Genomic DNA, 19,229 nt, shown 5'->3' with positions numbered 1-19,229 from the left:
TTCGCCTCCCTGTGAATTTCCTGAGAAACGCGCCGGCGGGCCGCCCGGCCCTACCGGAAGAGCTCGCTCGCGTTCCCGTGGCAGACCGCCCGCAGCCAGGCGTCGCCCAGCCCCAGCCGCTCCAGGGCGTGCAGCTGGTGGGCGTACGGGTACGGGATGTTCGGGAAGTCCGTGCCGAGCAGGATCCGGTCCCCCAGATCGGCGAGGCGCCCGCGTTCCGAGGGCGGGAACGGCGTGAAGTCCTCGGTGAAGTCCGTGAACGCCATGGTCGTGTCGAGCCGCACCCCGGGGTACGCCGCCGCCAGCGCCAGGAACTCCGCGTACTCGGGCATCCCCATGTGCGCCACCACCAGCTTCAGCCGGGGGTGGCGGGACAGCAGACGGCCGATCGGCCCGGGGCCCGTGTACGCCCCGGGCGCCGGCCCGGAGCCGCAGTGCGTCACCACCGGGACCCCGGCTTCGGCCAGCAGCCCCCACACGGGCTCCAGCAGCGGATCGTTCGGATCGTAGGCACCGACCTGGAGGTGCGACTTGAAGACGCGCGCCCCCGACTCGACCGCCTCGCGCACATAGGTCCCCGCGCCCTCCTCCGGGAAGAACGTGGCGGTGTGCAGACAGTCCGGCACCCGCGCGGCGAAGTCCGCCGCCCAGCCGTTCAGCCAGGACGCCATGCCGGCCTTGTGCGGGTAGAGCATCGAGGTGAACCGGAGCACGCCGAACGAGCGCAGCAGCGCGAGGCGTTCGTCCTCGTCCCGCCGGTAGGTGATCGGCCACTCCAGCCCGGTCAGCGGGCCCGCCGAGTCGAAGTAGGCCCACACCTTGCTGAGCACCCGCTCCGGCATGAAGTGCGTGTGGACGTCGATGATCCCGGGCAGCCCGAGCCGCTGCCAGAACCGCACGACATCCTCACGGTCACGGTCGTCGCCGCTCATCCGCCCCACCCGCCTCGATACGTCACCGGGAACGATCTCCGGCGACGATCTCAGAACAGCCCGTCCTGCACGCCACCGCCCCCCAGGGCCACGGTCGGCACACCGGTACCCGCCCGCGGGTCGGCGCCCACCAGCTCCCAGCCGGTGACGAGCCGCGTGTCCAGCACGACGATCCCCTCGTCCACCGTCTCCAGGTGCAGATCGGGCCCGGCCGCGGCCACCAGCCGGCCGGCCACCACCCCGCCGTCCACCAGCCCGGTCACCGCGCGCGCCGCCGCCCCCGCGCCGTCGAGCCCGAACGCCCCGGCGTGGTCGACGGCCACGAACGGCAGCCGCTCCAGAGCCTCCGGCCAGCCGGCGCCCTCCAGGGCGGCGGCCCGCCCGTACAGCTCCTCGACCTCGGCCGCCCGTTCCGCCGCCCCCGGCAGCTCGCCCCGCACCGCACGCTTGCGCGCGTACGGGATCCGGTCGGGCACCCCGAGCGCCGAGCGCAGCAGCTCCTCCGTCCGCCGGGCGGCCATCAGCGGCCCGCGCCCCAGCCAGCTGAACACCACGGCCCCCTGCTCCCGCAGCCGTGCGGCGTCCCGCGACTCCCCCGTGATCCCGACCTTGACCATGCCCGGCCCGAACCAGGCCAGATAGACGCGGTACGTGCGCGGGTCGTCGGCGATCGTGTCGGCGGCCACCGAGTGCGCCCGGTCCAGCCGTGCGCACTCCGCGCACCGCGCCCCCGTGCTCCGCTCGGCCACCACGGCCCCGACCGGACACGGGTTGCCGCGCGCCCCCACGCAGTGCCGCTCCCCCTCGGCCCGGAACGCGAGCTCCTTCCCGTACGCCAGGACGCTCTCCCGCCCCCGCCCGGACCTGTCGCTCCGCGCCCACCCGAGCACGGGCTCGCCGTGGGGCCAGCGCAGGCCGGTGCACCGCCAGCCGCTCATGCCGCGCCCTCTCCACTCGCGCCCGGGGTGTGGACGGACGCGCGGAAGGCCTCGGTGAACCCGGACGCCCGGTACAGACGTCCGGCCGTGGAGCCGACCTCCAGGCGGAAGGTCTGATCGTCGCGCCCGTAGTCGCGCAGGGCGATGCCGCCGGAGGAGGCGACGAGCGTGCCCCGGTGCGCCTCCATGAACGCGAAGTGGTTCGCCACCAGGTCCGGGAGACCGGACAGATCAGGCGCGCCCTCGATGCGTGGGGCCATGTCGGTCTCCTCGGGACGGCCGGCGTCGACCGGGAGACCCTAACGGACGGGGCTTCTCGGCGGAGGCCGTGCCGTCACGCCCGGCAGCCGCTCTGAACCCGTTCACCGAGGACCCGTACGACGGGCCGAGCAGGAGACCTCGTCCACGCCGCTCACCTCCTGCGCGGTCGTGGAATCCGGCAGTGTGCCGTTGAGGCAGGTGCCGTTCTCGTACGGGTCGGGAGCGTCGGTCTCCGTGACGCCAACTCCGCCACGCAGTACGCGTTCTCGTACCGCTGCACCCTCAACGGGGCGACCCTCAACGAATACGTCCACTGTCTGATCGGCCTCGGTTCGTACGCACGCTGACACCGTTGCCGTACTCCGCCGATGTACGGGCGCGCGAGAGGGCTAGGATCCGAGCCATGGCTCTGACCGTGGACGACGTGGACCGGTTCGAGGGCTTCATGCCCCGGCTCGAGGCCATCGCCTACCGCCTCCTCGGCTCCGCGAGCGACGCCGAGGACGCCGTGCAGGACACGTTCCTGCGCTGGCAGGCCGCCGACAGGGACCGCATCGAGGTCCCCGCGGCCTGGCTGACGAAGGTCCTCACCAACCTGTGCCTCAACCAGCTCACCTCGGCCCGCGCCCGGCGCGAGACCTACGTGGGCCAGTGGCTGCCGGAGCCACTGCTCCCGGGGGACCCGATGCTCGGCCCCGCCGACACCGCCGAGCAGCGCGAGTCCGTGTCGTACGCCGTCCTCGCCCTCATGGAGCGCCTCTCCCCCAACGAGCGGGTGGTGTACGTGCTGCGGGAGGCCTTCGGCTACCCGCACCGGAAGATCGCGGAGATCCTCGACATCACCGAGTCCGCCGCACAGCAGATCCTCCACCGCGCCAGAAAGCACGTCGCGGAGGGCAAGGCCCGCACCGAGGTCGACGAGGCCGCCGCCCGGCGGATCGTCGAAGAGTTCATCGGGGCCGCCACCAGCGGCCGTACCGAGCCGCTCGTGCGGCTGCTCACCGCCGACGCCGTCTCGATCGGCGACGGCGGCGGGAAGGTGCCGGCCCGCACCAAGCCGTTCGAGGGCGCCGTCGCGGTCGCGACGTTCCTGCGGGGCCTGTTCAAGCCCGGCAAGGCCAAGCGCGCCATGGCCGGCGGCTCACCCGGGGTCTACGTCACGACCGCCAACAACGGCCCCGCCCTCGTGGCGGTCGTCGACGGCCGGGTCATCGGCGTCATGTGCCTGGAGATCACCTCCGACGGCATCGCCGCGATCCGCGCCCAGGCCAACCCCGACAAACTCGAACGCGCGACGCGGCGATGGGCGACCTCCGACCACGGAGAACCCCTGCTCAACCTCTACTGACCCCGGTGTGACCTGCTTCACACCACGTTCCTGTCAGGAAACGGCGGGCTGCCCGGTTCAAGGGGCAGACCCGCGCGAGACAGGAGCAGGGACATGAAGCACCGCATCATCGTTCTCGGAGCCGGATACACCGGAGCCGTCGCCGCCGGCCGCCTCGCCAGGCGACTGCGCCGCGAGGACGTCGCCATCACCCTCGTCACCGCCGAGCCCGACTTCGTCGAGCGCGTCCGGATGCACCAGCTGGCGGTCGGCCAGGAGCTCAGGCCCCGGCCCTTCAGCCAGATGTTCGCGGGCACCGGCGTCGAGCTGAAGCTCGCGAAGGTCACCGGTGTCGACGCCGACCGGGGGACCGTGGCCGTCGTCGACGCGAACGGCGCCGGGGAGCTGGAGTACGACAGCCTCGTGTACGCCCTCGGCAGCGGCTGGAACACCCAAGGCGTTCCCGGCACCGCCGAGCACGCCCACGAGATCGCGGGCCGCCCCGGGGCACTCCGGCTGCGTGAACGCCTGGCCGGCCTGGCCGCCGGACAGCCCGTGGTCGTCATCGGAGGCGGCCTCACCGGCCTGGAGGCCGCGACCGAGATCGCCGAGGCCCGCCCGGACCTCGACGTCGCGCTCGCCGCCCGGGGCGGGCTCGGCGACACGCTCTCGCCCAAGGGCCGGCAGCACCTGCGGAAGGTCTTCGACAAGCTCGGCATCACGGTGCACGAGCACACCGCCGTCACCGGCGTGGAGGCCGACCGCGTCACCACCGCCGACGGCACGTCCGTCCCGGCCGCGGTCACCGTGTGGACCGCTGGCTTCGCGGTCCACCCGATCGCGAAGGCCACCACCCTTGAAGTCTCCGACACGGGCCGGATCGTGGTCGACGGAGCCATGCGCTCGGTATCGCACCCGGACGTGTACGCCATCGGGGACGCGGCCCTGGTGAAGGGCCCCGGCGACAACCCGCTGCGGATGTCGTGCGCCTCGGGCATCCCCACCGCATGGCAGGCCGCCGACTCCATCGCGGCGGGCCTGACCGGCGGCAAGCTCCCGAACACGCCGCTCCGTTACTTCAACCAGTGCATCTCCCTCGGCCGCAGGGAGGGCCTGATCCAGTACGTCACCGCCGACGACCGGGCGGTCCGGGCGGCACTGACCGGCCGGTTCGCCGCGTTCTACAAGGAGCTGGTCTGCAAGGGCGCGGCCTGGGGCGTCGCCAACCCGACCCTCGGACTGCCGACCCGGCGCCGCCCCGTGGTGCGGGACCGGGCCCGGGCAGCGGCGCCCGTCGCGGAATCGGCCTGACCCGGCCGGACTCGCGACGCTCCGGGTGGGGTGCGGCCTGATCGGCGATGCGAGCTCTTCGCCTCGCACGACCAGGCCGCGCCGCCTGCCTCCACCGCGGCCGCCGCCTCGACCTGGCCGTGTTCTCACTGCTCCGCCCGGAATGGGAAGCGCTGAACCGGCCCCGCGCCTGGGACTCCTGAGCGGGGTGCCGGGCGCGCGCCGATGTCACCCGCCGATGCCGGAGGGCCCGATTCGTACCGGCCGGCGTCGGCCCATGGTGACCATTGCCGAACGGAGGCAGTTGCTGTGGTTGCTGCACTCCGCTGCCGCGCGGTATGCGGATGTCGAGACCGCGCCACCGGCTCCGTCCCAGGGACATCAGCGGCAACCACCTGCCGCACGAGGAAATAGGAGAGAACAGCATGGCGATCCAGCGGATGGACAACGTCGGCATCGTCGTCGAGGACATGGATGCCGCCATCGCGTTCTTCGTGGAACTCGGTATGGAACTGGAGGGCAGGGCGGAGGTCGAGGGCCCCGTGGCCGACCAGTGCACCGGACTCGACGGCGTGCACTGTGACATCGCGATGGTCCGGACCCCGGACGGCCACAGCCGGCTCGAGCTGTCGAAGTACCGCAGCCCCGCGGCGATCAGCACCGAACCGCGCACCAAGCCGCACAACATTCTGGGCACGCACCGCGTGATGTTCGCCGTCGACGACCTGGAGGACACCGTTGCCCGCCTGCGCCCCCACGGCGCCGAACTCGTCGGCGAGATCGCCCGGTTCGAGGACAGCTATCTGCTCTGCTACGTCCGCGGCCCGGAGGGCATCATCGTCGGACTGGCCGAGCAACTGCGCTGAGAACTTCGCTGCTGTACGCACAACGCGAAAGGCCCTCAGGATTTCTCCTGAGGGCCTCTCGCCTGCTGTGCACTCGGCAGGATTCGAACCTGCAACCTTCTGATCCGTAGTCAGATGCTCTATCCGTTAAGCTACGAGTGCTTGTCCTCGGCCTGAGCCTCGGTCCCGCCTCCCGGGCTTTTCTGCCCCGTCGGCGTTGCGAGAACAACATTACATGACCTGCGCCGTGACGCGAAATCCATTAGCCATACCGCACCTGAACTGCGGAAACACGGTTCTCAGGCACGTTTCCAACGGCCGCCCGGGGGCCGGATACGACCGAAGCCCCACGCCTGGGGCGTGGGGCTTCGGGTTCCTGCGGAGGCGGAGGGATTTGAACCCTCGATGGGCTTTAAGACCCAAACCGCATTAGCAGTGCGGCGCCATAGACCGGACTAGGCGACGCCTCCAGCACACCTCGCGCGAGCGCGAGTGGTGCGTGCAGATGATGACACAGTCGAGCGCGCTGTCACCAATCGCCGCCCACGGTACTAGGCAGGTGGGCGGCGAGGCAAAGCGCCCTGCGGCGGGTGTTCCGGTCCGGCGTTCCCGCCGCGCCCCCGGCCCGGGGGCTCCGCCGCTCGACCGGTCGGGTGTTCGAGTGCGTGCGGCTGTTCCGGTCGGCCCCCCATGAGTTGCGCAACGTGCGGGCTCAAGGAGCGTTAGAGAGAACGAGGGCTCCGCCCTCCGTCCGTCACCCCCGTGTGCCCGGCCCGCGCCTCCACCCGGCGCGCGTACCGGAGCAGGCCGGCGCGCTCCTGGCGCGCCAGAACAACAGGAGCCCCGCATGCTGCGCCGTCTCACCCTCACCGCCGTCGCGTCCCTCGCCGTGCTGTCCGCCGCCGCGCCCGCCGCCACCGCGGTGTCCCCCCTTGTACCGCTGCCCCCGCTCCCCGTACTCCAGGGAGACTGGCCGACGGCCCAGGACACGGAGACCCGGCTCACCGTGACCGTCTCGGAGTCCGGCAACCCGGCGGCCGACGGCGTCTTCGAGCTGGAGTGCGGCCCGTCGGGCGGCAGCCACCCGGAGGCGCAGCGTGCCTGCGACCTGCTGGACGAGGCCGCCGAGTCGGGGGACAACCCCTTCGTCGCCACGGACCGCAACGCCATGTGCACCCAGCAGGCCGGCGGGCCCGCCGCCGCCCGGGTGCAGGGCACCTGGCAGGGCGAGGACGTCGACGCGCGCTTCAGCCGGGCCAACGGCTGCGAGATCTCGCGCTGGAACAACCTCGTGCCGGTACTCCCCTCCGCGAGGTAACCGGTTCGGCGGGGCGTGCGCCGGGGACTTCAGCCGGCGGGACGGCGCACACCGGGGCGCGCGCAGGCCGCCCCGGACGCCTTGCAGACCGGGTTCCGGGGGTGTCCCGGGCAGCCTCCAGGCGCACACCGGGACACATAGGAGCACGTCAGAGGGGGCGCTCGCCGTCACACCCAGGGCCACCGGCGTACACCGTGTGCACAGAACCTTGGTGAGAGCTCCCCCTCATCCGCCGCCCGCCATGCGCTCCCTGCCTTTAGACTCCTCCAGTGACAGCCTGAGGCCCGAGGGGCAGGATGGGGCCCGCTGTCGGCAAGGTGCGGTATTCAGGGAGGAAGCGTCTCGTGAGCAGCAGGCCATCCCGAGGCACTGCTCGCCTCGCAGCCATACTCGACGCCCTCCCGGACGGGCTCCTGCTCGTCAACTGCAACGGCACGGTCGTCAACGCCAACACCATCGCCCTCGAAATGTTCGAGACCCCGGGCACCGCGCTCGTGGGCCGCGGACTGCTCGATCTGCTTCCGGAGTTCGACTCCAGGCTGATCCCGGGGTCGATGCGCAGGCCGGACGCTGCGGACGAGCAGGGCAGGACCAAGCCGACGCGCATGACCGCGCGCCGGACCGACGGCACCGAGTACCCGGTCGAGGTCACCAGTGCCTCCCTGGACAGCGGCCAGGCCGGCTACAACGACATCCACTCCAGCTACACCGGCGACGAGCTCCTCATGCTCGTCGTGCGGGACCTCTCCGGCACCGTCGACACCGAGGCCGAGCTGGCCCGTTCGCAGCGCCAGACCGAGATGATCCTGCGGGCCGCCTCCGAGGGCGTCGTCGGCACGGACACGGACGGCCGTGTCGTCCTGGTCAACCCCGCCGCCGCCCAGATCCTCGGCTTCCGGGCCAGCGACCTCGGCGGCAAGGAGCTCCACCCGCTGATCCTGCACTCGCGCGCGGAGGGCGACCCGTTCCCGTACGAGGAGTCGCCGCTCGCCGACACCCTGCGGTCCGGTCGCAAGCACCGCGTACGCGGGCAGGTGCTCTGGTCCAAGAGCGGCGGCCAGGTCCCGGTGGATCTGACGACCGCCCCCGTGCGCGACGGGGACCAGCTGGTCGGCGCCGTGATGACGTTCACCGACCGCAGGCCCTACGAGGAACTGTCGCAGCAGCACACCGACGAGGTCTCCGGGCTGACCGACCGGCACGCGGCCGAGATCGACCGGCTCACCGAGAGCCACCGGGCCGAGATCGCCGAGCTCACCGAACGGCACGCGGCGGAGTCCGCCGACCGGACCGAGCGGTACGCGTCCGAGCTGGAGGAACAGGCGGAGCGTCTCACCGGGCTCGAAGCGCGGCACACCCAGCTGACCGCCGTGCTGGGCGAGTCCCTGCGGGGTCCGCTGGAGGAGCTGCGCGGCGAGCTCTCGGCCCTCGCCGCCGACCCGGCCGGCCAGCTCTGGCCCGAGGCCAACCAGATCCTGCACCACCTCGCCGCGGGCTATGCGCGCATGACGACGCTCGTCGACAACGTGCTGAGCTATCAGCGCCTGGACACCGGCGCCGAGGAGCTCGTCAAGCAGACGGTGCTGCTCGACGCCGTGGTGACCGCGGGCATCGACGGTGCCGTCGAGCTGATCGGTCCCGGACGCGCCCAGTTCGCGGTGCACGCCCCGCCGATCGAGGCCGAGGTCGACGCGGGCCGGCTGATCACGGCGCTCGCCCATCTCGTCGCCGACGTGGCCGGTGTCGACTCGACCGGCAAGGCCCGGCCGGTGCCGGGCGGCGGCTACGTCGACTCGACCGTCGTCGTGGCCGCGGCGCAGCGCGGTGACGTCGTACGGATCGAGGTGCGCGGGCCGTTCGCCGGGGGAGACCCGGTGCACGTGCCGATCGTGCGCGGGATCGTGCGCGCGCACGGCGGTGTGCTCCAGACGCACGAGATGGCCGGGATGAGCGGCAGCGCGTACGTCCTCGAGGTGCCGCTCGGCACGGGCGCCGGGACCGTCGTGCCCGAGCCGCTCCCGGTGCCCGAGGTGGCCGCCGTACCGGAACCGGCCCCGGAGCCCGCCCCGCAGGGCGGTCGGCGCCGGGCGCGCAGGGCGTCGACCGACGCGTTCCTGGACAGCCCCGTGGACGCGGGTTCGGCCGGTACGGAGTCCGGTGACACCGTGGCCGCGGAGCCGACCGGCCGGCGCAGAGCCCGCCGTGAGTCCCCGGACCCGCAGGCGCAGCAGCAGGAACAGGACATGACCCCGCATCGGCGGAACGAGGGCTCCGGTCGCAGGCGCGGCCGTCCCAGCCCCGCGGAGACGGGTGGGGAGCCCCGGCAGGCGCTGGCGCTGCCCGCGGCGGCCTCCGCCCCGTCGGAGGGGTCCGTGGTCACCGCGGCCGAGGGGGCGCAGGGCGGTGGCGGACGCCCGCAGCGGGGGCAGACGGTGCCGCCCCAGGGCGTGCCGCAGAACGCCTCCGGCCGCCAGGGCGGCGGCCGGGCGGCGTTGCCCGCCCTCGCCTCGTCCGAGGCCCCTGGGCAGCAGGAGCAGGCACGGCCGGAGCAGCCCGCCCAGCCCGGAGGGCGACGGGCCCGCCGGGCTCTCGCCGCGGCACAGGAGCGCGCCGCCGCGGCCGAACCCTCGGGGCCGCGTACCGCGTTCGCCCTGCCGCCCGCGGCGGCGGACCGGATCCCGCCGGTGGCTCCGGGCTCGCCGGTCGTGGCACCGCCTTCCGCCGCCCCGGCCTCGCCCGCCCCGCAAGCGGTCCCGGCCGGTGCGCAGCCGGTACCGGCGGGTGCTCAGCCGCTCCCGGCCGCCGGGGAGGGCCCGCTGCCCGAGCGCCACGACGCCGTACGGAACACCCCGGACGCGGACCACACCCCGCCGCAGCCGCACCCTGTCCCGTCCGGCCGCCGGAGGGCACGGCCCTCCGAGGCGCCGGAGGCGCAGGCCCGGCCCGGCCATCCCGTTCCCGGGCAGCCGCTGCCCGCTGTTCCTCCGCAGCCGGACTGGGCGCAGAGCACCTCGGTCCAGGGCCCGGTCGCGTCGGCGCCTGAGGACGACGTGAACCCGGACGGGGACGAGTCCTGGGCGGGCCCCGGCAGCACCACCCACACCACGGGCACCGTCGCCGCCCCGGCCGGCCCCGCGCCGGAACCCGCGCCCGAGCCGGAGCCGCATCCGGCCGACGGCGACGCGCCGGCCCCCGTACCGGACGCGCGGCGCCAGCCGCTGCCCGCAGAGGCGCCCATCCCGGGACCCTCGGACTCGACCCAGGGCCGCGCCTTCAGCGTGCGGACCCTGGGGCAGGGCGTGCCCTTCGCGCAGCACCTCGCCCACCAGCAGAACCAGACGCTGGGCGGGGCCGGGCGACGCCGTAAGCTCGCCGCCCCGCCGGAGGCGGAGCGGCCTGCCCCGCCCGCCGTGGCTCCCGTACCACCGCAGCCCGCCCCGGCCCCCGTACCGCCGCAGCCCGGCGGCTCGCAGGGCAGCACCGTGCAGGGCTCCGGCTCCGGCCGGCTGCTGTCCACACCGGCGTCCGAGGGACGCTCGTACGCGATAGGGGCCCCCGACGCGGGTGCCGAGGGGCCGGAGCCGCTGGACGGCCCCGGTGGCGCCGTCGAGGTGGCGAACCGCCCGCAGCCGCAGCCCGTCGACGCCGAACTGCCCCCGGAGCCGCTGGACAACCCGCGGCGGCTGCTCGTCTGGCCCGCCCCGGACGTCTCCACCCAGCAGGCCCTCAGCGACCGTGGCTACCGTCCGGTGATCGTGCACTCCCGCGAGGAGGTGGACGCGCAGATCGCGGCGTTCCCCGCCGCGCTGTTCGTCGACCCGCTGACCGGCCCGATCACCCGTACGGCGCTGCAGTCGCTGCGTCAGGCGGCTGTCGCGGCGGAGGTCCCGGTGCTGGTGACGGCCGGTCTGGGGCAGGCGACCAGGGAAGCGGCGTACGGCGCCGACCCGGCCGTACTCCTCAAGGCGCTCGCCCCGCGCGACAGCGACCAGCATCCGCCGAGGGTCCTGGTGATCGAGGAGCACGAGGAGATCGCGCTGGCGCTGACGGAGACGCTGGAGCGGCGTGGCATGCAGGTCGCCCGGGCCTCGGGCGACAGCGAGGCGGTCGACATCGCCACCCGGATGCGGCCGAACCTGGTCGTGATGGACCTGATGCAGGTACGCCGTCGGCGCGCCGGGATCATCGACTGGCTCCGCGCGAACGGCTCGCTGAACCACACCCCGCTGGTCGTCTACACCTCGGCCGGCATGGAGGAGGCGGACCTGCCGCGGCTCGCCTCCGGTGAGACGGTGCTGTTCCTCGCCGAGCGCTCCACCAGCGACGAGGTGCAGTCCAGGATCGTGGATCTGCTGGCGAAGATAGGGACGAACTGACGCCCGGGGGCATCGGGCGCGTACGACGAGGGCGGTACGGGAAGATCCGTACCGCCCTCGTCCTACGCCGTGTTCCGGGCGGCCGGCCCGGATCAGAGCCGCGTGATGTCCAACTCGCCGTCCGCGTACTGCCTGCGGATCACCTTCTTGTCGAACTTGCCCACGCTCGTCTTCGGCACCGCCGGGACGATCGTCCAGCGCTCGGGCAGCTGCCACTTGGCGACGGACTGGGCGAGGAAGGTCCTGAGCTCCGCGTAGTCGACGGTGGCGCCCTCCTTGAGGACGACGGTCGCGAGGGGGCGCTCGCCCCACTTCTCGTCGGGGACGGCGACGACCGCGGCCTCGGCCACATCCGGGTGCGCCATGATCGCGTTCTCCAGGTCGACGCTGGAGATCCACTCCCCGCCGGACTTGATGACGTCCTTGGCCCGGTCGGTCAGCGTGAGGTAGCCCTCGTCGCTGATCACGCCGACGTCCCCGGTCTTCAGCCAGCCGTCCTCGCTGAACTTGTCCTCGGGGCGCAGTTCCCCGCCGTCCTTGCCGCCGTAGTACGCGGCGGCGATCCAGGGGCCGCGGACCTCCAGCTCACCCGCGGACTCCCCGTCCCACGGCAGGTGTTCCCCTCCGGGACCGGTCAGCCGCGCCTCGACTCCGGCCGGGAACCGGCCCTGGGTGATGCGGTACGGCCACTCCTGCTCGTCGGTCAGACCGGCGGGCGGGTTGGACATGGTCCCGAGCGGCGAGGTCTCCGTCATGCCCCAGGCGTGGCAGAGGCGGACGCCGAGCTTGTCGTACGCCTCCATCAGGGAAGGCGGACACGCGGCGCCGCCGATGGTGACGCGGGCCATGGAGGAGAGGTCGCGCGGCTTGGCGGTGACCTCGGCCAGCAGCCCCTGCCAGATGGTGGGGACGGCCGCCGCGTGCGACGGCCGCTCCTTCTCGATCATCTCGGCGAGCGGAGCCGGCTGCAGGAAGCGGTCGGGCATGAGCATGTTGACGCCGGTCATGAACGTCGCGTGCGGCAGCCCCCAGGCGTTCACGTGGAACTGCGGCACGACGATCAGCGTCGTGTCCTTGTCGGTCAGCCCCATCGACTCGGCCATGTTGATCTGCATGGAGTGCAGGTAGATGGAGCGGTGGGAGTAGACGACGCCCTTGGGGTCCCCCGTGGTGCCGGAGGTGTAGCACAGGGCGGCGGCCTGGCGTTCGTCGAGCTCGGGCCAGTCGTAGGAGGTCGGACGGCCGGCGATCAGCTCCTCGTACTCGTGCACCCGGGGCGTGGCACCGTCGAGCGCGGAGCGGTCGCCGGGCCCGGACACCACCACGTGCTCGACGGAGGGCAGGTGGGGGAGCAGCGGTGCGAGCAGCGGCAGCAGCGAACCGTTGACGAGGACGACCTTGTCGTCGGCGTGCTCGACGACCCAGATCAGCTGCTCGGCGGGGAGCCGCAGGTTGAGCGTGTGCAGCACGGCGCCCATCGAGGGGATCGCCAGATACGCCTCGACATGCTCGGCGTTGTTCCACATCAGGGTCGCGACGCGCTGGTCGCCGTCGACACCCAGCTCGTCACGGAGGGCGTGCGCCAGTTGCGCGGCACGCCTGCCGATCTCGGCGAAACTCCGCCGGTGCGGCTCCGGGTCGCCGGTCCAGGTCGTCACCTGCGACTTCCCGTGGATGGTCATCCCATGGGTCAGGATGCGGGTCACAGTCAGCGGTACGTCCTGCATGGTGCTCAGCACGGCGTCCTCCCGGTGGGCGCTACGCGGCGGTAAGGGTGCGCTGATTCTGCTCACATACCAGGCGGTATGTCACTACTCCCGGGAGTACGAATCGGTGTCGGCCCGCAGAAACGGACCGCGCGGGGCCTGCGCGAAGGGTGCGGTCACCGGCGTGGGTCCCTCGGTCAGCGGACCGGGCTGAGCTCCGGATCCTCACGGAGCTTGCGGAGCGCCCGCGACACGGCGCTCTTGACCGTACCGACGGACACGCCGAGCACCTCGGCGGTCTGGACCTCGCTGAGGTCCTCGTAGTACCTCAGCACGACCATGGCGCGCTGGCGGTCCGGCAGCTTGAGCACCGCACGCCACATCGCGTCGTGCAGCGACTGCTGCTCGGCGGGGTCCGGCGCGGGCGCGGCCTCCTTCTCCGGCAGCTCCTCGCAGGCGAACTCGTCGACCTTGCGCTTGCGCCACTGCGAGGTCCGGGTGTTCACCAGGGCGCGGCGGACGTACCCGTCGAGGGCGCGGTGGTCCTCGATCCGCTCCCAGGCGACATACGTCTTGGTGAGGGCGGTCTGCAGCAGGTCCTCGGCATCGCTCGGGTTCGCGGTGAGGGAGCGTGCGGTGCGCAGCAGCACGGGGCCCCTGGCCCGCACGTACGACGAGAACGACGGATAGCGGCGGTGTCCGGCGGAGGCGGCGACCGCTCTGGAGGCCCCGGTGCAGACTGGCGTGGTCATGACTCCACGCTAGGAGCGGGCACGGTCGAGGGGATCGGCCCCAGGTCCCGAAGCCACGTCCGCCTCAGGTTGTAGGGGTTGGACGGGCTCCACCTCCTGAAGGTGGAGGGCGGGCCCACCCGCGTCAGGGTCCTCACCCCCGGGTCCGCCCTCCGCCCGTACGGAGGCGCCCGTGCGGCAGCGGCGGCGACGCCACCGCACGGGTCCTCGGTCAGTTCACCCAGAGCGGCGTGAAGATCACATAGACGTTGTACGTGGACTGGTCGATGTAGGCGAAGGGCGATTGGCTGATCTGCACCGTGTTGCTGTGGTTGGAGGCGTTGGCGCCGACGGCCTGCTGCTGAGACGTGGACGAATTGCCGGAGTTGTTCCCGCCGACACCTCCGTTCCCGACGGTCGCCACCGCCGCGTTCGATCCGTCGTTCGCGAACGCGCCGTTGTCGGCCAGCGCCACCCCTCCGAACAGGGCGGCGGCGAGAGGCAGGGCGGCGACGACGGCGAGGGCGCGAGCGGTACGGATACGTGCCATGTCAATTCCTCCAGGAACCGGGAACGCTGCTTGATACGGCTGGTTCCGAGGCAGTTGGCCGACCGCCTCGGTGCTGGTCACGACGTCGCGGGAGCAGAACTGCCCACCGTGTCCCCGGCGAACCACCCATGACGCGCGATTCCCCCGCACGTATGAGGAACCCCCGATAAACCTCCCGCCGGAGGAAAAGCGTTCCGCCCGAGCGGATCCACCCCTCTTCCCTTCTTCGAACGCTTGTACGAAAATGGCTCCATGGCCACCACCGACCGGCAGACCGCCACCCTGGCCCTGGCCCACGCGCTCTCCGCCGCCGAGCGTGGGCTACCCGTCTTCCCGCTGTCCGCCACCAAGCTCCCCGCGCTGCGCTCACCGCACCGCGACGAGGACCCTCCCGTGCACTGCCGGGGTGCCTGCGGGCTGCCCGGCCACGGGGTGCACGACGCCACCACCGACCCGGCCGCAGTCCGCGCTCTCTTCGCCGCGGCGCCCAGGGCCACCGGGTACGGCATCGCCTGCGGGCGGGCGCCGCACCGACTCATCGGTATCGACCTCGACATCGACACCACCCACAGCAACGACTCCGTCGCCGCGCTCCAGCAGCTGGCCCTCCAGCACCTGTTCACCATCCCGGCCACCGTCACGGTGCTCACACCCAGCGGCGGCCGGCACCTCTGGCTGACGGGCCCGTCCGGCGTGTCCGTGCCCAACTCCGCCGGCCGCCTCGCTCCCGGCATCGACGTACGCGGAGCGGGCGGCTACCTGGTCGGCCCGGGCTCGGTCACGACCCACGGCAGATACCGTCTCGCCCCCGGCACGGCCCACCTCGCCCCCGCCCCCTGCCCCCGCGCCCTCCTGCGCCTGCTCACGCCCCCACCGCGCCCCCACCACACCCTCGGCCGGACCTCACCCGGCCGGCAGGGTCAGGGCCTGGTCCAGTTCGTACGGGCCGCGCACGAGGGCCAGCGCAACACCCGGCTGTTCTGGGCGGCCTGCCGGGCGTACGAACACGGCTTCGGCGACGACCTCGCGGACGCCCTCACCGACGCGGCGATCGGCACCGGCCTCACCGAACAGGAGGCCCGCGCCGCGATCGCCTCCGCCGCACGCCTGACCACCCCTCGGCGGAGCCTCTGACGATTCTCCGCCGCCCCGGGGGCCGCGTGGGCGGGACGGTCCCCCACGCACGCGACCGGCGACCACCCGCCATGAGACGGACCCCGCTCCGAGAAGGAGCTAGGCAGGCGTGGTCGCCGGTCAAGACCCCCGAGCTTGCGAGCACCTGGGGGCATGGCGAGCGTATCGGCCTCTTCCTCCCGCCGGAAGCGGATTTCGCTGCTGCCGCACCGGCGGGGCTGTCGATGGGGCCGGCGACTGACTCACCATGAACACGGCCCCCGGCCGACGCACTTGAGCTCTTCCGGTCGTCGCGGGACCCGCGCCGGGGAGCAGCCTGGGACGAGCAGTTGACGGGCCGCGCGCATGCGAACGGCCCCTGACCGATTCGCCTGGTCAGGGGCCGTTCACCTGCGGTGGGTGTGGGATTTGAACCCACGGTCACATCGCTGCGACGACGGTTTTCAAGACCGTTCCCTTAGGCCGCTCGGGCAACCCACCCCGCGTCGTCGCCGGTCCCGGTGGCCCGGAGCCGGCTCGATGCGTGGAACAGCCTAGCCGGTCAGCTGTCGCCCTTGCGCTCGCCCAGGGTGAGTTCGGCCGTGGACGTCTTGCCGTCGCGCTTGTAGGTGAGCGTGACCTTGTCGCCCGGCTTGTGGGTCCAGATCTCGCCGATCAGCGTCGGGCCGCTCTCGACCACCGTGTCGTTGAACTTGGTGATCACATCGCCGGCCTTCAGACCCGCCTGGGCCGCCGGGCCGTTCGGGGTGACGGCGGGGGTGCCGGCCGCGCCCTCGTCCGAGATGACGGCGCCGCCGGTCTTCTCCTCCATCGTCACGGTCGCGCCGATCACCGGGTAGACGGGCTGGCCCGTCTTGATCAGCTGTTCGGCGACGTTCTTGGCCTGGTTGACCGGGATGGCGAAGCCGAGGCCGATGGAGCCCGCCTGGGACTGGCCGACGCCGCCGCCGCTGGTGGACTGGATGGCCGAGTTGATGCCGATGACCGCGCCACCCGCGTCCAGGAGCGGCCCGCCCGAGTTACCCGGGTTGATCGAGGCGTCCGTCTGAAGGGCGCTCATGTACGAGTTCTTGTTGCTGGAACCGTCACCGGAGGCGACCGGCCGGTTCTTCGCGCTGATGATGCCCGTGGTGACCGTGTTGGAGAGGCCGAAGGGCGCGCCGATCGCGATGGTGGAATCGCCCACCGCGACCTTGTCGGAGTCTCCCAGGGCGAGCGGGGTCAGTCCGTCCGGAGCGTTCTTCAGTTTGAGCACGGCCACGTCGTAGCCCTGAGCCCGGCCGACGACCTCGGCGTCGTACTTCTTGCCGTTGGAGAACGTCGCGGTCAGCTGGCCGCTGTCCGCCGCGGAGGCCACCACGTGGTTGTTCGTGAGGATGTGGCCCTCCTTGTCGTACACGAAGCCGGTGCCCGTGCCGCCCTCGCCGTCGCCGGACTGCGCGTCGATGGTGACCACGCTGGGCAGCGCGCCCGCCGCTACGCCCGCGACCGTCCCCGCCTCGCGCTTGAAGTCCTTCGGGCTGTTGGAGGCGGCCACCGTGGTCGAGCCGGAGGAGGAGCTGGAGTCGTTGCTGTCCGCGGCCCAGTAGCCGAGGGCTCCGCCGACGCCGCCGGCGACCAGTGCGGCCACGGCCACGGCGGCGACCAGGCCGCTCGCACGGCGCTTGCGCGGGCGCTCGGGCTCCGAGGTCTCCGGGGCTCCCCAGGCCGGGGGGCTGCCGCCGTCGGCGTACGAGGGGATGGCGGGAGGGGGCGGCGGCCAGGCGGCCGAGCCGGCCGGAGGCTGCTGCGGTGACGGCGGCGCGTACGGGTGCTGCTCGTGCCCGGCGGCGGGCGGCTCGGCGCCTCCCTGGTGCGTCGCGGCCGGCACATGGACCGTCGGCGCGTCCGAAGGAGCGGCAGGCGGGGCCTCCGGGGCGGCAGGACCACCCTGCGGGGTGCCCTCAGGAGCGGCAGCCGGCACGGGAGGTGCGGACGGAACAGACGGTACGGACGGAACCGCGTTGCCCTCGTTGCCCTCGTTCTCGGTGCTCACAGCTCTTTACTCCTCGGTTCCACTCGGCATTCGGCAAGAGATCCGCTGTGCACGTTTCTGCGGTCAGCTTTTCCCACAGCACGTCAGGCCACTGTAAGCAGGACCTGTGCATCCGCACACCAATCTTTACATCAGGCAAAACGGTCCTACACAACAAGGTGTCAGCACCTGACGCGTCTCGGTGACACCATGACGCGGTGACCCACGCACGCCTACCCTCATCACAGCCTCCCATCCAGGTCATCGCCCACCGCGGCGCCTCGGACGACGCCCCTGAGCACACCCTGGCCGCGTACCGGAAGGCCGTCGAGGACGGGGCGGACGCTCTGGAGTGCGATGTCCGTCTCACCGCGGACGGGCAGCTCGTCTGTGTGCACGACCGCAGGGTGAACCGCACGTCGAACGGCCGGGGTGCCGTCTCCGCCCTGGAACTGGCCGATCTCGCCGCCCTCGACTTCGGCTCCTGGAAGGACCACGAGGAGTCACCGGACTGGGACCCGGTGCCGGGTGAGCTCACGTCCGTACTCACCCTGGAACGGCTCCTCGAGCTGGCCCACGACGTCCGTGCGGGCGGCCGTCCGCTCCAGCTGGCCATCGAGACCAAACACCCCACGCGCTGGGCCGGACAGGTCGAGGAGCGGCTGCTCCATCTGCTCAAGCGGTTCGGTCTGGACGCTCCGCCGGCCGACGGGCCGTCCCCGGTACGCGTCATGAGCTTCTCCGCGCGGTCCCTGTACCGCATCCGGGCCGCGGCCCCCACCCTGCCCACCGTCTTCCTGATGCAGTTCGTCTCACCGAGGCTGCGCGACGGGCGGCTCCCCGCCGGAGCCCGGATCGCCGGCCCGGGGATGCGGATCGTACGCAATCACCCCGGGTACATCGAACGGCTGCACAAGGCGGGGCACCGGGTGCACGTGTGGACCGTCAACGAGCCGGAGGATGTCGAGCTCTGCGTACGCCTGGGGGTGGAGGCAATCATCACGAACCGTCCGAAACAGGTTCTTTCGCAACTTGGCCGCTCTTAATATCAGTTACAGGGGGTGCACCGGCGCATTCGCTCCGCAATCGATCGTTACGAGTGCATCACTGACAGGGCTTTGGCCGGTTTCCGGCGCATCTCAGGGGGGCATCCAATCCGTGGCGTGGGGCAAAGGAGGTCTCGGGGGTGGCGTTTGTGGTGGCACAGGAAGTGCCCGCGTCGTCGAGCATGGCCGTACCCCATGGCCCTGCGGGCGTGGGGCGGGCGAGGCACTGTATGCGCGAGCAGCTGCGCAGCAACGGGGTCTCGGACACCGTGGTCGACGACGCTGTACTGATCCTTTCCGAACTCCTCAGCAACGCCTGCCGGCACGGCAGGCCGCTGGGTCAGCACTCAGAGGTGGGGGACGGCGACATCCGCGCCGCGTGGCGCGTGGAGAGAACGGGTGACCTGACCGTCGAGGTCACGGACGGCGGCGGGCCGACCAGGCCGGTCCCGGCCACACCGTCGGTCACCGCGCGCGGTGGGCGCGGGCTCAACATCATCAGCGCCCTCGCCCAGGAGTGGGGCGTACGGGACGACACCGTCGGCGAGGTCACCGTCTGGGCCCTCGTCTCCGCGGGCCCCGGCACGAGCGGCTTCACGACGGCGGCCCCGGGCCCCGGGAGGTCCGCACGCCGCGAACGGTCCGGTCTGAACGGACTGGACGGACTGGAGGCGATGAGTGGATTCGGCTCGCTGGACGGGCTGGAACTCGCCGACGCTCTCGAAGCCTTCGACGACGCAGGCTGAGAGCGGCTCGGCGCG

At 72.4% G+C, this 19,229-nt stretch carries 15 protein-coding genes and 3 tRNA genes; 8 read left to right on the top strand and 10 right to left on the bottom strand.

Annotated elements, in window-relative coordinates; all coding sequences use genetic code 11:
• Positions 1–50 precede the first annotated feature (50 nt).
• From ACIBCU_RS17395 to ACIBCU_RS17385, 3 genes are read right to left on the bottom strand one after another with little or no spacing between them, the layout of a single operon-like run.
• A complete protein-coding gene (locus ACIBCU_RS17395; RefSeq protein ID WP_362930715.1) occupies positions 51–932 on the bottom strand; it encodes an amidohydrolase family protein in 882 nt (293 codons plus the stop codon).
• 50 nt (positions 933–982) lie between these two features.
• Entirely contained in the window at positions 983–1,870 is an 888-nt protein-coding gene (locus ACIBCU_RS17390; protein ID WP_399232162.1) for a DUF2797 domain-containing protein, read from the bottom strand.
• Positions 1,867–2,130, bottom strand: a complete 264-nt coding sequence (locus ACIBCU_RS17385; protein WP_399232160.1) for a hypothetical protein — start codon at positions 2,128–2,130, stop codon at positions 1,867–1,869. The genes ACIBCU_RS17390 and ACIBCU_RS17385 overlap by 4 nt, the downstream gene beginning before the upstream one ends.
• Before the next feature lie 404 nt (positions 2,131–2,534).
• Here ACIBCU_RS17385 and sigJ point away from each other — a divergent pair, with 404 nt between their 5' ends.
• The 3 genes from sigJ to ACIBCU_RS17370 all read left to right on the top strand — a co-directional run bounded on the left by sigJ (position 2,535) and on the right by ACIBCU_RS17370 (position 5,614).
• Entirely contained in the window at positions 2,535–3,479 is a 945-nt protein-coding gene (gene sigJ / locus ACIBCU_RS17380) for an RNA polymerase sigma factor SigJ (RefSeq protein WP_399232158.1), read from the top strand.
• A 93-nt stretch (positions 3,480–3,572) separates the two neighbouring features.
• The gene (locus ACIBCU_RS17375) at positions 3,573–4,769 is read left to right on the top strand and encodes an NAD(P)/FAD-dependent oxidoreductase (protein WP_399232156.1); all 1,197 of its coding nucleotides are present in this window, start codon (positions 3,573–3,575) and stop codon (positions 4,767–4,769) included.
• A gap of 404 nt (positions 4,770–5,173) precedes the next feature.
• A complete protein-coding gene (locus tag ACIBCU_RS17370; protein WP_399232154.1) occupies positions 5,174–5,614 on the top strand; it encodes a VOC family protein in 441 nt (146 codons plus the stop codon).
• Between the two features lie 68 nt (positions 5,615–5,682).
• Here ACIBCU_RS17370 and ACIBCU_RS17365 read toward each other — a convergent pair.
• Positions 5,683–5,755: transfer RNA gene (locus ACIBCU_RS17365), tRNA-Arg, on the bottom strand.
• Positions 5,756–5,972: 217 nt separating this feature from the next.
• A tRNA-Ser gene (locus ACIBCU_RS17360) sits at positions 5,973–6,063 on the bottom strand.
• A gap of 377 nt (positions 6,064–6,440) precedes the next feature.
• Between ACIBCU_RS17360 and ACIBCU_RS17355 the strand changes: the two genes are divergently transcribed.
• Positions 6,441–6,911 carry an SSI family serine proteinase inhibitor gene (locus ACIBCU_RS17355; protein ID WP_399232152.1) on the top strand — a complete coding sequence of 157 codons (471 nt, stop codon included), beginning with the start codon at positions 6,441–6,443 and terminating at the stop codon, positions 6,909–6,911.
• A 344-nt stretch (positions 6,912–7,255) separates the two neighbouring features.
• The gene (locus ACIBCU_RS17350; protein WP_399232150.1) at positions 7,256–11,287 is read left to right on the top strand and encodes a PAS domain-containing protein; all 4,032 of its coding nucleotides are present in this window, start codon (positions 7,256–7,258) and stop codon (positions 11,285–11,287) included.
• 92 nt (positions 11,288–11,379) lie between these two features.
• Here ACIBCU_RS17350 and ACIBCU_RS17345 read toward each other — a convergent pair whose 3' ends face one another.
• From ACIBCU_RS17345 to ACIBCU_RS17335, 3 genes are all read right to left on the bottom strand, one after another.
• Positions 11,380–13,026: a long-chain fatty acid--CoA ligase gene (locus ACIBCU_RS17345; RefSeq protein WP_399232148.1), complete on the bottom strand. Its 1,647-nt coding sequence runs from the start codon at positions 13,024–13,026 to the stop codon at positions 11,380–11,382.
• 164 nt (positions 13,027–13,190) lie between these two features.
• Positions 13,191–13,745, bottom strand: coding sequence for a SigE family RNA polymerase sigma factor (locus tag ACIBCU_RS17340; RefSeq protein WP_362930731.1), 555 nt, complete (start codon positions 13,743–13,745; stop codon positions 13,191–13,193).
• 211 nt (positions 13,746–13,956) lie between these two features.
• Positions 13,957–14,274, bottom strand: a complete 318-nt coding sequence (locus ACIBCU_RS17335) for a hypothetical protein (protein ID WP_362930733.1) — start codon at positions 14,272–14,274, stop codon at positions 13,957–13,959.
• A gap of 252 nt (positions 14,275–14,526) precedes the next feature.
• Between ACIBCU_RS17335 and ACIBCU_RS17330 the strand changes: the two genes are divergently transcribed.
• Positions 14,527–15,408 (top strand): bifunctional DNA primase/polymerase, encoded by an 882-nt coding sequence (locus ACIBCU_RS17330; RefSeq protein WP_362930735.1) that lies wholly within the window; start codon positions 14,527–14,529, stop codon positions 15,406–15,408.
• Positions 15,409–15,801: 393 nt separating this feature from the next.
• Here the strand turns inward: ACIBCU_RS17330 and ACIBCU_RS17325 are convergent.
• Both ACIBCU_RS17325 and ACIBCU_RS17320 read right to left on the bottom strand, forming a co-directional pair.
• Positions 15,802–15,888: transfer RNA gene (locus tag ACIBCU_RS17325), tRNA-Ser, on the bottom strand.
• A 61-nt stretch (positions 15,889–15,949) separates the two neighbouring features.
• Positions 15,950–17,443 (bottom strand): trypsin-like peptidase domain-containing protein, encoded by a 1,494-nt coding sequence (locus ACIBCU_RS17320; RefSeq protein ID WP_362930736.1) that lies wholly within the window; start codon positions 17,441–17,443, stop codon positions 15,950–15,952.
• Between the two features lie 197 nt (positions 17,444–17,640).
• On the opposite strand from ACIBCU_RS17320, the gene ACIBCU_RS17315 reads away from it, so the two are divergent.
• On the top strand, positions 17,641–18,468 hold the full coding sequence (locus tag ACIBCU_RS17315; protein ID WP_362930738.1) for a glycerophosphodiester phosphodiesterase: 828 nt from the start codon (positions 17,641–17,643) through the stop codon (positions 18,466–18,468).
• Positions 18,469–18,608: 140 nt separating this feature from the next.
• On the top strand, positions 18,609–19,214 hold the full coding sequence (locus ACIBCU_RS17310) for an ATP-binding protein (RefSeq protein ID WP_362930740.1): 606 nt from the start codon (positions 18,609–18,611) through the stop codon (positions 19,212–19,214).
• The last annotated feature ends 15 nt before the right edge of the window (positions 19,215–19,229 follow it).

This window comes from Streptomyces sp. NPDC051064 (assembly GCF_044455985.1).
Lineage (GTDB): Bacteria > Actinomycetota > Actinomycetes > Streptomycetales > Streptomycetaceae > Streptomyces.
The sequence above is the reverse complement of the archived record's forward strand: the minus strand, read 5'-3'. Positions and strand labels throughout refer to the sequence as shown.

Bases quoted from the DNA above. Each gene is read 5' to 3' on its own strand.
- ACIBCU_RS17330 (WP_362930735.1), top strand. From the start codon at position 14,527: ATGGCCACCACCGACCGGCAGACCGCCACCCTGGCCCTGGCCCACGCG.
- ACIBCU_RS17355 (WP_399232152.1), top strand. From the start codon at position 6,441: ATGCTGCGCCGTCTCACCCTCACCGCCGTCGCGTCCCTCGCCGTGCTG.
- ACIBCU_RS17395 (WP_362930715.1), bottom strand. From the start codon at position 932: ATGAGCGGCGACGACCGTGACCGTGAGGATGTCGTGCGGTTCTGGCAG.
- ACIBCU_RS17370 (WP_399232154.1), top strand. From the start codon at position 5,174: ATGGCGATCCAGCGGATGGACAACGTCGGCATCGTCGTCGAGGACATG.
- ACIBCU_RS17340 (WP_362930731.1), bottom strand. From the start codon at position 13,745: ATGACCACGCCAGTCTGCACCGGGGCCTCCAGAGCGGTCGCCGCCTCC.
- ACIBCU_RS17375 (WP_399232156.1), top strand. From the start codon at position 3,573: ATGAAGCACCGCATCATCGTTCTCGGAGCCGGATACACCGGAGCCGTC.
- sigJ (WP_399232158.1), top strand. From the start codon at position 2,535: ATGGCTCTGACCGTGGACGACGTGGACCGGTTCGAGGGCTTCATGCCC.
- ACIBCU_RS17385 (WP_399232160.1), bottom strand. From the start codon at position 2,130: ATGGCCCCACGCATCGAGGGCGCGCCTGATCTGTCCGGTCTCCCGGAC.
- ACIBCU_RS17335 (WP_362930733.1), bottom strand. From the start codon at position 14,274: ATGGCACGTATCCGTACCGCTCGCGCCCTCGCCGTCGTCGCCGCCCTG.
- ACIBCU_RS17390 (WP_399232162.1), bottom strand. From the start codon at position 1,870: ATGAGCGGCTGGCGGTGCACCGGCCTGCGCTGGCCCCACGGCGAGCCC.